This is a genomic window from Enterococcus sp. S183_ASV_20 (assembly GCF_018919685.1).
Lineage (GTDB): Bacteria > Bacillota > Bacilli > Lactobacillales > Enterococcaceae > Enterococcus > Enterococcus faecalis.
This window is the reverse complement of the sequence record NZ_JAHLRI010000002.1, coordinates 58,603-73,889: the sequence shown is the minus strand read 5'-3', so window position 1 is coordinate 73,889 and position 15,287 is coordinate 58,603. Positions and strand designations below refer to the sequence as shown.

Annotated in this window: 16 protein-coding genes and 1 riboswitch; of the genes, 14 read left to right on the top strand and 2 right to left on the bottom strand. The window is 36.9% G+C overall.

Annotated features, from left to right (window positions below; all coding sequences use genetic code 11):
• The first annotated feature begins 96 nt into the window (after nt 1-96).
• Nucleotides 97-546 (top strand): Fur family transcriptional regulator, encoded by a 450-nt coding sequence (locus tag KQI94_RS01555; protein ID WP_002357640.1) that lies wholly within the window; start codon nt 97-99, stop codon nt 544-546.
• Between the two features lie 50 nt (nt 547-596).
• Here the strand turns inward: KQI94_RS01555 and gap are convergent, their stop codons facing one another.
• A complete protein-coding gene (gap, locus tag KQI94_RS01550; protein ID WP_002357638.1) occupies nt 597-1,607 on the bottom strand; it encodes a type I glyceraldehyde-3-phosphate dehydrogenase in 1,011 nt (336 codons plus the stop codon).
• A gap of 287 nt (nt 1,608-1,894) precedes the next feature.
• Here gap and obgE point away from each other — a divergent pair, with 287 nt between their 5' ends.
• The 5 genes from obgE to KQI94_RS01525 all read left to right on the top strand — a co-directional run bounded on the left by obgE (nt 1,895) and on the right by KQI94_RS01525 (nt 6,223).
• Nucleotides 1,895-3,211 (top strand): GTPase ObgE, encoded by a 1,317-nt coding sequence (gene obgE, locus KQI94_RS01545; protein WP_002384537.1) that lies wholly within the window; start codon nt 1,895-1,897, stop codon nt 3,209-3,211.
• Between the two features lie 138 nt (nt 3,212-3,349).
• Entirely contained in the window at nt 3,350-3,652 is a 303-nt protein-coding gene (locus KQI94_RS01540; protein ID WP_002363933.1) for a hypothetical protein, read from the top strand.
• A gap of 26 nt (nt 3,653-3,678) precedes the next feature.
• Nucleotides 3,679-4,977, top strand: a complete 1,299-nt coding sequence (locus KQI94_RS01535; protein WP_002363934.1) for a PTS sugar transporter subunit IIC — start codon at nt 3,679-3,681, stop codon at nt 4,975-4,977.
• 219 nt (nt 4,978-5,196) lie between these two features.
• Nucleotides 5,197-5,742 carry a TetR/AcrR family transcriptional regulator gene (locus tag KQI94_RS01530; RefSeq protein WP_002369419.1) on the top strand — a complete coding sequence of 182 codons (546 nt, stop codon included), beginning with the start codon at nt 5,197-5,199 and terminating at the stop codon, nt 5,740-5,742.
• Nucleotides 5,743-5,884: 142 nt separating this feature from the next.
• Entirely contained in the window at nt 5,885-6,223 is a 339-nt protein-coding gene (locus KQI94_RS01525; RefSeq protein WP_002390621.1) for a YxeA family protein, read from the top strand.
• A gap of 79 nt (nt 6,224-6,302) precedes the next feature.
• On the opposite strand, the gene KQI94_RS01520 is transcribed toward KQI94_RS01525, so the two are convergent.
• Nucleotides 6,303-7,052, bottom strand: coding sequence for a peptidylprolyl isomerase (locus KQI94_RS01520; RefSeq protein ID WP_002374887.1), 750 nt, complete (start codon nt 7,050-7,052; stop codon nt 6,303-6,305).
• 181 nt (nt 7,053-7,233) lie between these two features.
• On the opposite strand from KQI94_RS01520, the gene KQI94_RS01515 reads away from it, so the two are divergent.
• From KQI94_RS01515 to KQI94_RS01480, 8 genes are all read left to right on the top strand, one after another.
• On the top strand, nt 7,234-8,325 hold the full coding sequence (locus KQI94_RS01515; RefSeq protein WP_002357630.1) for a DUF871 domain-containing protein: 1,092 nt from the start codon (nt 7,234-7,236) through the stop codon (nt 8,323-8,325).
• A gap of 193 nt (nt 8,326-8,518) precedes the next feature.
• Nucleotides 8,519-9,448, top strand: a complete 930-nt coding sequence (locus KQI94_RS01510; protein WP_002357629.1) for an alpha/beta hydrolase — start codon at nt 8,519-8,521, stop codon at nt 9,446-9,448.
• A gap of 168 nt (nt 9,449-9,616) precedes the next feature.
• Complete coding sequence (xerD, locus tag KQI94_RS01505) at nt 9,617-10,507, top strand: site-specific tyrosine recombinase XerD (RefSeq protein ID WP_002360354.1); 891 nt, start codon at nt 9,617-9,619, stop codon at nt 10,505-10,507.
• A 64-nt stretch (nt 10,508-10,571) separates the two neighbouring features.
• Entirely contained in the window at nt 10,572-11,366 is a 795-nt protein-coding gene (locus KQI94_RS01500; RefSeq protein WP_002390627.1) for a segregation/condensation protein A, read from the top strand.
• Complete coding sequence (gene scpB, locus KQI94_RS01495) at nt 11,363-11,968, top strand: SMC-Scp complex subunit ScpB (protein ID WP_002357625.1); 606 nt, start codon at nt 11,363-11,365, stop codon at nt 11,966-11,968. Before KQI94_RS01500 ends, scpB begins: the two co-directional genes overlap by 4 nt.
• A gap of 3 nt (nt 11,969-11,971) precedes the next feature.
• Entirely contained in the window at nt 11,972-12,688 is a 717-nt protein-coding gene (locus tag KQI94_RS01490) for a pseudouridine synthase (protein WP_002357624.1), read from the top strand.
• A gap of 151 nt (nt 12,689-12,839) precedes the next feature.
• Nucleotides 12,840-12,959, top strand: a riboswitch (FMN riboswitch).
• A 71-nt stretch (nt 12,960-13,030) separates the two neighbouring features.
• The gene (locus KQI94_RS01485; protein ID WP_216454305.1) at nt 13,031-13,696 is read left to right on the top strand and encodes an ECF transporter S component; all 666 of its coding nucleotides are present in this window, start codon (nt 13,031-13,033) and stop codon (nt 13,694-13,696) included.
• A 255-nt stretch (nt 13,697-13,951) separates the two neighbouring features.
• On the top strand, nt 13,952-15,283 hold the full coding sequence (locus tag KQI94_RS01480; RefSeq protein ID WP_002390629.1) for a hypothetical protein: 1,332 nt from the start codon (nt 13,952-13,954) through the stop codon (nt 15,281-15,283).
• The last annotated feature ends 4 nt before the right edge of the window (nt 15,284-15,287 follow it).

Genomic DNA, 15,287 nt, shown 5'->3' with positions numbered 1-15,287 from the left:
CTTGCAAATTACAGTTATTTCTTTTATAATTATTTTAATTTGATTGATAAATTAAGTTTCTTAATTTGTAATCATTCTAAACAAGGAGCTGTAATAATGGATTCGACTGCTGCTTTAAAAAAGACAAAAAAACAATTACATGAATCAGGCTTTAAATTAACACCACAACGGGAAGCAACCGTACTTGTATTATTGGAAAATGAAAAAGATCATTTATCAGCAGAAGAAATTTACTTCTTGGTAAAACAAAAAAGTCCGGAAATTGGTCTAGCAACAGTCTATCGAACGCTAGAAATTTTAACAGACTTAAAAGTCGTTGATAAAGTGAGCTTTAACGATGGTTTAGCTCGCTATGATTTAAGAAAAGAAGGCGCCAAACACTTTCACCACCATTTGTTATGCTTAGAATGTGGCACAATTGAGGAAGTGGAAGAAGACTTGCTTGGTGAAGTAGAGCAAATTGTTGAAAGTCGGTATCATTTTTTAGTCAAAGATCATCGCTTAACTTTTCATGGTATTTGTCAAAGTTGTCAAAGTAAACATTAAAAAAACTGCCTTGCATTAATTTATGCAAGGCAGTTTTTTATTCATTGGAATTATAAATTAGCGAATTTTTCCAATAAGCGAATCATTTGGCAAGTAAAACCATATTCATTGTCATACCAAGCCACAGTTTTCACTAATTGGAAATCGCCAGCTGTCGTTACTTCTGTTTGCGTTGGGTCAAAAATCGAACCTTCTGTCGTGCCGATTATGTCTCCAGAAACAATTTCACGATCATCATAACCGAAAGAAGGGTTATCAATGGTGTGTTTTTTCATTGCTTCATTTACTTGATCAGCTGTTACTTTTGTTTTTAAAATGCTAACTAATTCTGTTAAGGATCCATCCACAACGGGAACACGTTGGGCATGGCCTTGTAATTTTCCATTAAGTTCTGGAATAACTAAGCCAATTGCTTTAGCAGCACCAGTTGAATGGGGAATAGTATTGTCTGCAGCAGAGCGTGCCGCACGAAGATTTCCGCCACGAACAGGGCCATCTAATAGCATTTGTGTTGATGTGTAGGCATGAACAGTTGTCATGGTACCAACTTCAATACCAAATTCATTATTTAAAAAGTAAGCCATCGGTGCTAGACAGTTTGTCGTACATGAGCCGGCAGAAATGATTTTATCGTTGGCATCAAGTGTATCATCATTGACGTTATAAACGATTGTTTTCATTGCGCCTGCAGGAGCAGAGATAACCACACGTTTCACACCTGCATCTAAATGAGCTTGTGCTTTTTCTTCAGAGGTATAAAAACCTGTACATTCAAGGACAATGTCTACTCCGTTTTCTTTAACCCAAGGGATTTTACTTGCATCTGGTTCTGCGTAGACACGGGTTTCTTCGCCGTCCACAACAATGCCATTTTCAGTGGCTGTCACGGTGCCAGGATAGGTGCCATGCGTAGAGTCAAATTGTAATAAGTGAGCCAACATTGTTGGGCTAGTCAAATCATTGATTGCCACAACTTCAATATCATCAGAAACTTCTTTTATTCGGCGAAAGGCTAAACGACCAATTCTTCCAAAACCGTTAATTCCTACTTTGACTGTCATAACAAAAATTCCTCCTTTAGATGTTTGTGTTTCTTTGGACCCTTGCTGAAAAAGTGATTTTCTTCAACTATCTATAGTATGAACCTCTAAAATTTTTTTGTCAAAAGACTGATAGCGAAGCGACAAAAAGAAAGCGAAAGATTCATGAGAAATTTTGCTTTTTCCAACGATAACTAACTAGAATTGCTAGACAAACGGTTGTTTTCCCGATACAATAATAAAGACTTTCGAATCACGCTTTTTGAGGTGATTAAAGATAGTAGAAGTAGAATAGGAGGACAAATTATATGTCCATGTTTTTAGATCAAGTGACGATTGATGTCAAAGCTGGTAAAGGCGGCGACGGAATGGTTGCTTTCCGTAGAGAAAAATATGTACCAGACGGGGGTCCCGCTGGTGGTGATGGCGGTCGCGGTGGCGACGTTGTTTTAGTTGTTGAAGAAGGATTACGCACATTAATGGATTTCCGGTTTAATCGTCATTTTAAGGCGACACCTGGAGAAAATGGTATGAGTAAAGGAATGCACGGTCGTGGTTCAGAAGATTTACTTGTCAAAGTTCCACCAGGTACAACAGTTCGTGATGCAGAAACTGGAGCCTTAATTGGGGATTTAATTGAGAATGGTCAAACCTTAGTAGTAGCAAAAGGCGGACGCGGTGGTCGCGGGAATATTCGCTTTGCTTCCCCAAGAAACCCTGCACCAGAAATTGCCGAAAACGGCGAACCGGGCCAAGAACGTAAAATCGAATTAGAATTAAAAGTCTTAGCAGATGTTGGCTTAGTTGGGTTTCCTTCTGTAGGGAAATCAACGTTACTCTCTGTTATCTCGTCCGCTCGTCCGAAAATTGGTGCCTATCATTTTACGACGTTAGTTCCAAACTTAGGGATGGTGACTACTAGTGACGGTCGAAGCTTCGCTGCAGCAGATTTGCCAGGCTTAATTGAAGGAGCTTCTCAAGGTGTCGGCTTAGGAACACAGTTCTTACGCCACATTGAACGGACGCGTGTTATTTTACATGTCATTGATATGAGTGGCATGGAAGGACGCGATCCTTACGAAGATTATTTGGCAATCAATAAAGAATTGGCTTCACACAATTTACGTTTGATGGAGCGACCTCAAATTATTGTTGCCAATAAAATGGACATGCCTGAAGCAGAAGAGAATTTAGCGAAATTTAAAGAGCAACTTGCGAAGGAACGCACCGATGAGTATGCTGATGAGCTACCTATTTTCCCAATCTCTGGGGTTACTCGTAAAGGTATTGAACCTTTATTAAATGCAACAGCTGACTTGTTGGAAGTAACGCCTGAATTCCCATTATATGAAGATGAAGTGGTAGAGGAAGAAACCGTTCGTTATGGCTTCCAACCAGAAGGTCCAGAATTTACGATTGATCGTGAACCAGATGCTTCATGGGTTTTATCTGGTGAAAAATTAGAAAAATTATTTGAAATGACGAATTTCGATCATGATGAAACAGTAATGCGTTTTGCACGTCAATTACGTGGTATGGGTGTCGATGAGGCATTACGAGCACGTGGCGCGAAAGATGGCGACATTGTTCGGATTGGTAATTTTGAATTTGAATTTGTCGAATAAGCATAAAACCAGTTCACTCAGTGAACTGGTTTTTTATTTTAAAATTAGTATTAAATCAGCGAATAGATTGAAATAATATTTTTAATAGCTTATAATTTTAAATGTAACAAAATAACAAACGAAAGGAGCGAAATTGAAATGGAAAACAATCAAGCAATGGTTCCTAAGTTTTCAGTTAAAAGTGCCGGTTTTCTTTTTAGTATGGGGCTCTTATGTGGTGTCCTGTTGCCGAGTGTTTTATTATGGACTTTCAGTCTGCCGTTTAATATTGGTGCCATGATTTTTTTGCCTGTTGGGATTGCTTTTGCGTTAGCGTATAGTCATTATTTTATTGAAACGAAAACAGGTTTTTGTAAGCGTTTTATTTGGTTGTTTTTAATTTCTCTTATTTTATTAGAGCTTATCTCTTATTTATGGCTGATTAAAGGAGTTATTTTTTAAGAGAAAAACAGAGGAGAGTGTTATTTATGTTAGATAAACTGACTGTTTGGATTGAAAATCATCTAGCTGGACCAATGGCTAAAATTGCCAATCAGCGCCATTTACGTGCGGTGCGGGATGGGATTATTGCGACATTACCTTTAATTATTGTCGGTTCTTTTTTTCTAATTATTGCGTTTCCGCCGTTACCAGAATCTTGGGGCATTACTCAATTTTTAACAAGTAATGCTGCTACAATCTTATTGCCTTACCGAATGACAATGTACATTATGGCGTTATATGCGACTTTTGGCATTGGCGCTAGTTTAGCGAAATCATATAATCTTGATCAAGTCTCTGGAGGGATTTTGGCTACGATTGCTTTTTTATTAACATTAGTACCTGTAGCGATTCCTGAAGAAGCCAGTAAAGCAGCTGGCGTTTCTGGGTTTGTTTTACCAATGGCTAATTTGGGTGGTGCAGGGATGTTTGTCGGGATTGTGACGTCAATTATTGCTGTCGAAATCTATCGAGTGACAGATAAGTCTAAGTTCAAAATTACAATGCCTGATAACGTTCCACCTGCTGTTGCTCGTTCATTTGAATCGTTGACTCCGACGTTAATTGTCATGTTATTGATTGGTTCAATCACTTATTATTTAGGCTTTGATTGGCACACATTTGTAGGGAACTTAGTAGGACCACTAGTTCAAGCAGCGGACTCTTTATTGAGTGTCTTGTTGTTAGTCTTTTTAACCACATTTTTCTGGTTCTTTGGGATTCACGGCGCTTCAATCGTAGGATCGTTGGCGCGTCCTCTATGGCTACAACTATTAGAGGAAAACACGACTGCTAAAGCAGCTGGCGAAGCATTACCTCGGATTGCGGCAGAACCTTTTTACCAATGGTTTATTTGGATTGGTGGTGCTGGAGCCACAATTGGTTTAGCTATATTATTAGCCTTCCGGGCAAAATCAGAATATGGTTCAAAACTAGGAAAAGCTATTTTAGCACCGTCTATTTTTAATATTAATGAGCCAGTTATTTTCGGTGTACCGATTGTCTTAAATCCTATTTTAATGATTCCTTTTATCTTTGCACCAATGGTTTTAGCAACGATTGCTTGGTTTGCCACAAAATTAGGTTTAGTAAGTGAAGTTGTCTTTACCGCTCCTTGGACCTTACCAGGACCAATTGGCGCCTTTATGGCGACAGGCGGCGATTGGCGTGCTGCTGTTTTGAATATTGTTTTAATTCTAGTGGCCATCTTGATTTACTATCCGTTCTTTGTAGCTTATGATAAAAATGAGCTTGCCAAAGAACAAGGCAAACAAATAGAAGAATAAAGAGTGCAGCCGTTTAGTGTCCAGAACAAAAGGTGATGACCTTTTGTTCTGGACACTATTTGTTTATAGGTGATGAAAATTCTCAATTTTTTTGAAATGTATAGAAAATTTTGAGAAAAGAAACGCATAAAAAAGTGTAAAATATTATATATATAATGAAAATGGTTTTCTTTTGTGTGAACATAATAAAGTTATTGTTAACTAAAAGAGAAAAGGGGTATGAAAATGGTTAGAACGAAGGTATATACAAAGGAAAAAATCTTAAACGTAGCTGAAAAAATTTTAGTAGATAAAGGTTTTTCTAATTTAACTGCTAGAAATATTGCAGATGCTATGGGGATTTCTACGCAGCCAATTTATTTAGAATTTGTCAACATGGACGATTTAAAACGAACCTTAATTAAATCGTTATTTCATCGTATGCAATTATTTTATAAAGCAGATGTCGGTGCCTCAGACCCAGTGATTGCATTGGGTCTGAACTTTATATTATTTGCCCAAAAACATCAAAAAATCTATACGGCGTTATTTATGAAAGCACATGGTTATGAAGAAGAATTGCAGCAAATGCTTCAAACTTTTTTTGAAGAGCATTTATTATTGGATAAAAAATATGTACAAATGGACAAAGGAAAATTTGTCGAATTATTTCCTAAAATGGTGGTAATCTATTTAGGTTTAGCCACAGCGGTTACAATGAAAACAATTGACTTAACTAAGAATCAAGAAATTCAATTATTAAGTCAATTATTGATAGAAGAGTAGTGTTTTGTTATTTATTCAAAATAACAAAAATACGACATAAGTCTGAGAAAAAACTGGTCGTTGCGCCCGAGGAAGGATTGTTTAAAACTTGCTATACTTTGGAAGAAGTAACAGAGAATAATTACTCGGGAGGATTTATGTGATGAAATTTATTAAATTTTTAGTGGTGACAGCAATTGTTATTGGTGGTGGTTTATTTGGGGCCAAGTTTTACGCAGAGAAGAACTCTGGCGAATTAGCTGGTGTGTTAGATCAATTAAATCCATTGGTTAAAGAAGGAAATGTGTATGTTAAAACAAAGAAAGCCGATAGCGTTAATGGCTATGGAATTGCTAGTTATACGCAAGTAGCCGCAGATGAGGAAGGCAAAACGCGAGAAATAACTTTCACAGCGGACCATGAATTAAAAACAGATCATTATCTAAAAGTCTCAAATAAAGGGGCCCACATCAATACGTATGAAGAGGTCAATCAAGACTAAGTACCAGAAAAGGCATTACAAGCGATTCAAAAATAACAAAAAGTCAGAACGTATCTTCAGCGTACGTTCTGACTTTTTGTTATTTTTTTGCTTCTTGAAGAATATTGATTTTTTCAATTTTAACATCGGTTTTTGGTTTATCATTGGCACCAACTTCGACTTTGGCAATTTTATCGACAATATCCATTCCTTTGGTAACTTGACCGAAAACAGTATGTTTTTTATCAAGAGAAGGATAGCCGCCTTTTTTGTAAGCATCAATGATTGCTTTTGGATAATCATCATATAAAAGACCATCAGATTGATCATCTGTATTTTGGACAATAAAGAACTGACTGCCGTTAGTATTAGGTCCTGCATTCGCCATTGATAACGCGCCACGAATGTTATATAACTGGTTTGAAAATTCATCTTCAAATGGTTTATTCCAGATGCTGTTTCCGCCAGTTCCATCACCGCTAGGATCGCCACCTTGGATCATAAAGTTATTGATGACGCGGTGGAAAGTCAAGCCATCATAATAGCCATCTTTGGCATGTTTCATAAAGTTCTCAACAGTTTTTGGAGCCTGTTTAGGAAATAGTTTGATTTCAATATTTCCCATTGAAGTAACCATTTGGACTAAGTCTTGATCTTCGGCAACTTTGTCATCTAGTTGTGGTAAATCTAGTGAATTTAAGTCGACCGAGTCCTTTGTTTTACTTTCGCTGGATTTAGCGACAGAATCACTCGTTGCGGTCGTGCCTTTATTATTGGTTGTGTTACAGCCTGCTAAAAGCAAGGTGAATGCTGCAACTGAAGCAACAGCAAGCATTTTCTTATGTTTCATCTGTTTTCCTCTTCCTTTCACACTGACAATTAGGTTCTTTTTTATCATAACAAAAGAGAAGATAACAAACCAGTGGAATTTTTATAAGATTTCCTATAGGAAAGGTGTAGACCACTTTTGTTTTTTTTGCTACAATGTAAGCAGATACATTATTATGTTTTACAATTTAGGAGGCAATCACATGGGAAAATTAGGTATTTCAATTTATCCAGAACGTTCAACATTTGAAAAGGACAAAGCATATTTGGATTTGGCTCATAAATACGGCTTTAAGCGTGTCTTTACTAGTTTATTGCAAATCAATGATGATCGGGAAAAGGTATTAGCAGAGTTTAAAAAAGTCGTAGATTACGCCAACCAATTAGGTATGGAAGTGATGGTCGATATTAATCCTGCATTGTTCGAACAATTAGGCATCTCTTATGATGATTTATCATTTTTCCATGATATGGGCGCTTACGGTATTCGTTTAGATCTTGGTTTTACTGGGCAAGAAGAGGCGAATATGACAAGAAACCCTTATGGCATTAAAATTGAAATTAATATGAGTTCAGGGACAAGTTATGTAGATAATATTATGGCCTACTCACCAAACACAGAAAATTTACTAGGCTCACATAATTTCTATCCACATCGCTATACCGGCTTAGGCTATGATCATTTTGTTTATTGTTCAGAAAAATTTAGAAAATATAATTTAAATACGATGGCGTTTGTGAACTCACACGATGCTACATTTGGACCATGGCCGACACAAGATGGATTATGTTCTTTGGAAGACCACCGCGATTTAGAAATTGCAACGCAAGTTAAGCATTTAGTTTTAACAGGATTAATCGATGATATTTCTGTCGGAAATGCTTATGCCTCAGAAGCAGAATTAGCAGCAATGGCAGAAGCCTTTCATGCACCGTATCCTTCGATCAAAGTGGATACAGAACCAGAAATCACAGAAGATGAAAGAATTGCATTGTTCGATAACTTACACAGTTATCGTGGAGATCGTTCTGATTACGTTTTGCGTTCAACGATGACACGTGTTTACTATAAAGATCGTCCTTTCCCAGCTCATACAACGAGAGATATTGTTCGAGGCGATGTCTTGATTGACAACGTTGGCTATGGACAATACAAAGGGGAAACACAAATTGCTTTAAAAGAAATGAAAAATGATGGCCGTGTAAATGTGGTTGGTCGTATTTCTGATGACGAACGTTTCTTATTAGAATTTTTGAAACCATGGTCAAGTTTTAAACTTATTGAAAATAAATAATTTTTAGTTTCCTATAAATAGATAAGTGGAGCATAGCGTAAAAGGTAATATTTTTGTGCTATGCTTTTTTGTCGCAACAAAATTGTCCCATTGTAGTGGTAAAGAAAGATGGCTGAATCTTTGAATGGTAGTTGTCAAAAAAAGGGCGACAACTTATAATGAATCATACAGTTTAAATAAAAGGAGTACGTAGATGAATCGATGGTTAAAAATTTTGATTGCGCTTATTGTAGTAATTGCAATTGGTTTAATTGCGGCAGGCTTATATTTTTATAATTATGCAGTAGTTCCAGGAAAGAAAGACTTTATAAATGAGAATACCCCAGGGTCAAAAGTGGTCCAGACACCTGAAGGCGCGTGGTTTAAAGATGACAAAAATCGACAAGAATGGTCAATTACTTCGGAAGATGGGCTACGTCTAAAGGCCATTTATTTACCAGCCGACAAAAAAAGTAATCGTACCGTTATTATGGCGCATGGTTATATGGGTTCGGCAGAAACGATGTCTGTCTTTGCGAAAATGTATCATGATTGGGGATACAATGTGTTAGCGCCAGATGCGCGTGGTCACGGGAAAAGTCAAGGAGATTATATTGGGTTCGGCTGGCCCGATCGTAAAGATTATGTCCAATGGATTGAGAAAGTTTTAACCGAAAATGGTCAGCAAGAACAAATCACTTTATACGGTGTCAGTATGGGTGCTGCTACAGTCATGATGACGAGCGGGGAAAAATTACCAGATAACGTGAAAGCCATTGTGGAAGATTGTGGCTATTCTACAGTCAATCAGGAATTGCAATATCAATTGAAAGAGCTTTTCAATTTACCAAGTTTCCCATTAGTTAATGTTACTAGCGGGATTACGAAACTTAGAGCTGGCTATTTCTTTGGGGAAGCAAGTGCTGTTAAGCAATTGCAAAAGAATCATTTACCAATGCTCTTTATTCATGGTGAAAATGATACGTTTGTGCCGTTTAGTATGTTAGACGAAGTTTATAATGCAACCCAAGGACCTAAAGAGAAATATGTCGTGCCTGGAGCAGAGCATGCGAAAGCTTATAATAAAAACCCAGAAAAATATAAGGAAACAGTAGCTGCTTTTCTAGATAAATATATAAAATAACAAATTTATTCTTTACTAATAGTAGCAACAACAAAAGACTTGTTCTTAAGTTAACGACTTAGTGAACAAGTCTTTTGTTGTCAGTTGATTTTTTTTAATAAGTTGGAATTTACCCATGCAATCTAGGGCATAATCTGATAGGATAGTACTAGAAATGAGGGAAGGATAATGGAAGAACAATTAGTCGATTATTTACACTATTTACAAATAGAGCGGGGCTTATCAAATAACACACGACGGAGTTACGAACGAGATTTAAAAAAATACGTAGCCTTTTTACAAGAACAAGGCCTGCATTCTTGGGACGAAGTTGACCGTTACATGATTACAGAATTTTTGCAATCCCTTCACGAAGAACAGCAAGCTTCAGCAAGTGTGATTCGGATGATTTCTAGTTTGAGAGGATTTCATCAATTTTTACGTCAAGAACGCTTAAGCGAACATAATCCGATGCAACATATTGACTCCCCCAAGAAAGTTCAAAAATTGCCAAGTACATTATCTGTTGACGAAGTGACTCGATTAATTGAAACGCCTGATACAAGTAAACCACTAGGTATGCGGAATCGTGCTATTTTAGAAGTGATGTATGCAACGGGCCTGCGAGTTAGTGAACTAATTGAAATAAAATTAGGGGATCTGCATTTATCCATTGGTTTATTGCAGACAATCGGAAAAGGGGACAAAGAACGAATTATTCCTTTAGGCGATTATGCGATTCAATGGATTGAGCGCTATATGAACGAAGCCAGACCTCAATTGATTAAAAACCATCCGAATGAAACACACCTGTTCGTTAATCATCATGGCGAACCGTTATCTAGACAGGGCATTTGGAAAAATTTAAAACAGATTGTTCGAGAAGCCCAGATAGAGAAAAATATTACGCCGCATACATTGCGGCATAGCTTTGCGACACATTTGTTGGAAAATGGCGCAGATCTTAGAATCGTGCAAGAATTATTAGGACATGCAGATATCTCCACGACACAAATTTATACACATATTACCAAACAACGAATGGCAGATGTTTATAAGGAACATTTTCCTCGGGCTTAATTTGCGAGAATGCCCACAAACGAATAAATTTATGGTAAACTAGGAAGTCGAGAAAAGAAAGTAGGTGTCGTTTTTGCAAGAAATTAATTTAAAACTAGATGTCTTTGAAGGACCACTGGATCTTCTACTACATTTAATTCAAAAATTAGAAATCGATATCTATGACATTCCCATTACAGCAGTAACTGAACAATACATGTCTTATATTCATGCGATGCAAACCTTAGAGTTAGAAGTCGCTGGAGAATATCTAGTCATGGCTGCCACCTTAATGGCTATTAAAAGTCAGATGTTGCTTCCAAAACAAGAGCTTGAAATCATTGATGATGAAGATTTTTTTGAAGAGGAAGACCCACGGGAAGCTTTAGTAGCTCAGTTATTGGAGTATCGGAAATTTAAATATGCAGCGACTGTTTTACATGAAAAAGAAGAAGAACGTAAACTCTATTATACAAAAGAACCAATGGATATGGATGATTATAAAGAGGAAGATACAACACTACCGCCTAATCAAATTAATACAATTGATTTATTTCTAGCCTTTCATGCCATGTTAGAAAAGAAAAAAAATCGCCAGCCTGTTGAAACAACTGTTGCTAGTGACGATGTTTCCATCGAAGAAAAAATCACCGCTATTTCAGAACGTATGCGTCAAGTACAGAAAGGGAAGGCAGTGTCGTTTGATTCTTTCTTCGATTCTTATTCCAAACAAGAAATTGTGACAACGTTCATGGCTCTTTTAGAATTAATGAAAACAGGCGTGATTTATGCTGAACAAGAAAATAATTATAGTGAAATTTTGTTATTTAATACAGAAACCCAGCAGGAAGATACAACAGAGGTGGAGGAAACACAGTGACATTAGTTAGTCAAATTGAAGCAATTTTATTTGTGGTTGGCGAAGAAGGAATTGGCTTGGAAGAGCTTGCGTACTTATTAGAGAAGTCAACAGCAAAAACCTATGAAGAATTAACGAAATTGAAAGAACATTATGCTTCTGACAATAAATCGGCGTTAAATATTTTAGAAGTCGGCAATCATTTTGTCTTAACAACTAAGAAAAAATATGCCTCATTACTAAAAAAATATGCGCAATCGCCTATGTCGAACGCCTTATCACAAGCGGCGCTAGAAACATTATCCATTATTGCTTATAAGCAACCAATTTCGCGTATTGAAATTGATGAAATTCGTGGCGTACAGACTTCTGGCTCTATCCAAAAGTTAGTTGCCCGTCAGTTGATAGAAGAAAAAGGCCGCGTCGATGGTCCTGGTAGAGCAATTTTGTATGGCACAACGAAGTATTTTATGGATTACTTTGGGTTGAAAAGTTTAGATGAATTACCAGATATCCAACAAATGGAAGATGAATTAGAAGAAGAACTACCAATGGATCTATTTTTTGATCGTTATCAAGAAACGAACCCAATGTCTGAAACAACAGAAGGCGAGGAAGCTTAAACAATGGAAAGATTACAAAAAGCAATTGCTCATGCTGGGGTGACTTCGCGTCGCAAAGCAGAGGAATTAATTGTCAAAGGCCGCGTAAAAGTCAATGGCCAAGTGGTCAAAGAATTAGGAACGCAAGTAAGTAAACAAGATACTGTTGAGGTTGATGGTGTACCAATTTATCAAGAAGAATATGGTTATTATTTATTCTATAAACCAAGAGGGGTTATTTCTGCGGTGTCTGACGATAAAGGCCGTAAAGTAGTAACGGATTATTTTACAGATGTTACTGAGCGAATTTATCCAGTCGGTCGTCTGGATTATGATACTTCTGGGTTGTTACTTTTAACGAATGATGGAAGTTTTTCACAAAAATTAACCCATCCTAAACATGAAGTAGATAAAGTCTACGTAGCAAAAATTAAAGGTGTACCTACTAAACGGGATCTATTGCCATTAGCCAAAGGCATTCGCATTGATGGCAAACGCACAGCACCAGCCAATTTTCAAATTCTTTCAGCGGATATTAAAACAGGTAGCAGTGTCGTGGAATTAACGATTCATGAAGGACGTAATCATCAAGTGAAGAAAATGTTTCAAGCTGTTGGTTTCCCTGTTCAAAAATTAAAACGTGAACGTTACGGTGAGTTGACCTTACAAGGTTTGCGACCAGGGCAATATCGTGATTTAACTAAAAAAGAAATCAGTCAATTATTAAATCAAGCTAAATAAGATAAAATGACTCGATCTCTTCGCGCTTATGGCGAAGGGATTGTTTTTTTTGAGAAATGAAACAATCAATGAAATTTAATAAAAAAGCTTAGTTAGTTGCATTCATTGTTCAAATGGGTTACACTAAGTAAGTAAAAAAATATAATACAAGGTTCGTCTTCAGGGGCAGGGTGTAATTCCCGACCGGTGGTTATAGTCCACGACTCGTTTTTAACGATTGAATTGGTGTAATTCCAATACCGACAGTATAGTCTGGATAAAGAAGATAGGGCTTATTTGAGACGCTTTTTCATCAGATAATCCTACTCTATTTTTCCCTGCAGAAAAATAGAGTTTTTTTGTATGACAAAGAAGCGAATCAAAAAGTTCGTTGAAGATGGGTCCTTAATTGGAAGATTTCAGATGAACAACAAGGTACAAAAAATGGTCAGCATTGCAATGTTGGCCGCAATCGGTACAGTATTACAATTTGTGGCATTTCCGATTATGCCGGCGTTTAGTTTTTTGAAAATCGATTTTAGTGATATTCCGATTCTACTCGGAATGTTCTTGTACGGACCGTTAGCAGGAGTAATTACTGCTTTTGTTCGTTCGTTGCTACACCTGTTCTTAACCGGACTAGCACCGCAAAATATGGTGGGAGATTTCGCTAGCTTTTTAGCAAGTAGTATCTTCACCTTGCCAATTTTTTATTTCTTTGGTAAAAAGAAAAATATCCGTACAAATCGGATAGTGGGCTTAGTAAGTGGGATCTTAGCCTTGACAATTTTCATGAGTATTGCGAATTATTTTGTCATTACACCCATTTACTTACAATTATATGGTGTGACCACACAACAATTTTTAGGAACATCTTTAGCAAGCTATGTGGCGATTGGTATTGTGCCATTCAACCTTATTAAAGGCCTCTTAGTCAGTGGTGTTTTTCTAGTACTACATGCGAAGTTATTGCCATGGCTATCAAAAAAACAACATACTATTCAGAAAAAAACACCGTTAACAAAATAAATGATAAAAAACCTGCTGTTGAACAATGTTTGACAGTGGGTTTTTAAAATTTACGCCTAAAAGAAAAGAGGTTGTCATAATCTGTCATCATTCTGTTAAAAAATACTAAACCATCTGCATTGTAATTTTAACTTTCCCTTGGTATGATAGAAATCATCAAAGAAAGAGGAGTTTTCCTGAGTGAAAAAGTGTAAAAATTGTCGTCACGTGAATCGTGATACGGAGTCCTTTTGTGAAGAATGCGGCGCTCCGCTAATGAATGAATCAATGCATCAAGAGGAAAACCAAGCACAACCATCAATGAATAAAGGGAACGAATCTACTCCTCTCAGATCAAAAAGAAGCTGGATCTGGGTGTTTCTTTTTGTGTTCATCGTTCTTGGAGCGGGTAGCTATTTTCTCGGGACGCATTATTTTTCTAAGGAACAACAAATTTCTCATTTTATTGAAGCGATTGAGAATGGTGATGCCCAAGAATTAAGTAAAAAAATGAGGACGAACGAGTCTGAATTTCAAGTGAATCCGCAAAGCATTAAGCCTTTAATCACTTATTATCAAAAAAATCCAACTGAGCTAAAAAAATTAGAAAAAGCGCTATTAAAGGATAAAAAGCTACATGGTTTAACTATTCGTGAAACAAGTCAAACAGCATTTTTCTTTCACCGTTATCAATTCATTTTAACGCCTGTTTCTGTTCAGTTAACGACGAATCAGCGCGGTGTGACGCTAGCAATGAACGGGCGGGAAGTGGGCACTTCCGACTCAACCACTTATCAAAAGGAATTGGGACCCTTAGCGCCAGGACAATATACCTTTACAGCCACAGTGAAAGATAGCACCGGCGAACCTGTTATCACAGAAGAGTATCGTTTATTAGAAGAGGAAAATTATATTTCTAGTATTCCTTTAGATTTTAAACGAATGAATTTTGTTGTGGAGAGCAATCTGCCAGACGCAGATATTTATATTAATGATCGGAAAGTTGGTACGCTAACGAATGGAAGCAAAACGATTGGCCCTTTGTTCTGGTCCAAAGGGATGACGATTCAACTTAAAAAGACGATTAATGGAGAAGAAATTCAAACATCAAAAGAAACGATTGGTGAAAATGATTTTGTCGAAGCGCTCTCCGATAATCCAACGCTACAATTGAATTTTCCGTTAGCTAGCGACTATGATGCCCGCAAAGCGCTAGAAACCTTTTATCAAGCATTTGCCAAACAAGTGAAAAGTCATACGGATAGTACAGAATTTGCTAAAAAATATCTCGTTGATGGGGAAAATAATCCTCAATTTCCTTCTTTTATTGAAGCACTTGAACGATTACGTGAAAAGAAATCGACCGATGTTTCACCAGATTTTGAAGTGACCATTAATACGCTACAATTGGATGGTAAAGAAAATTACCATGTCAATTATTATTTAGAAGCTAAAAATTCTAAAGCAAAAGAAAATGGTCTTCGTTATGAATGGATCAATGGCCTAAATGATCAAATTCATTTAGTCAAAGAACCGCTAAAAGAAGGACAATTACAGTTTGTTTCGATAGATGAGCAAACACTTGCTTGGCTCGAAAAAATACTCTAAGCAA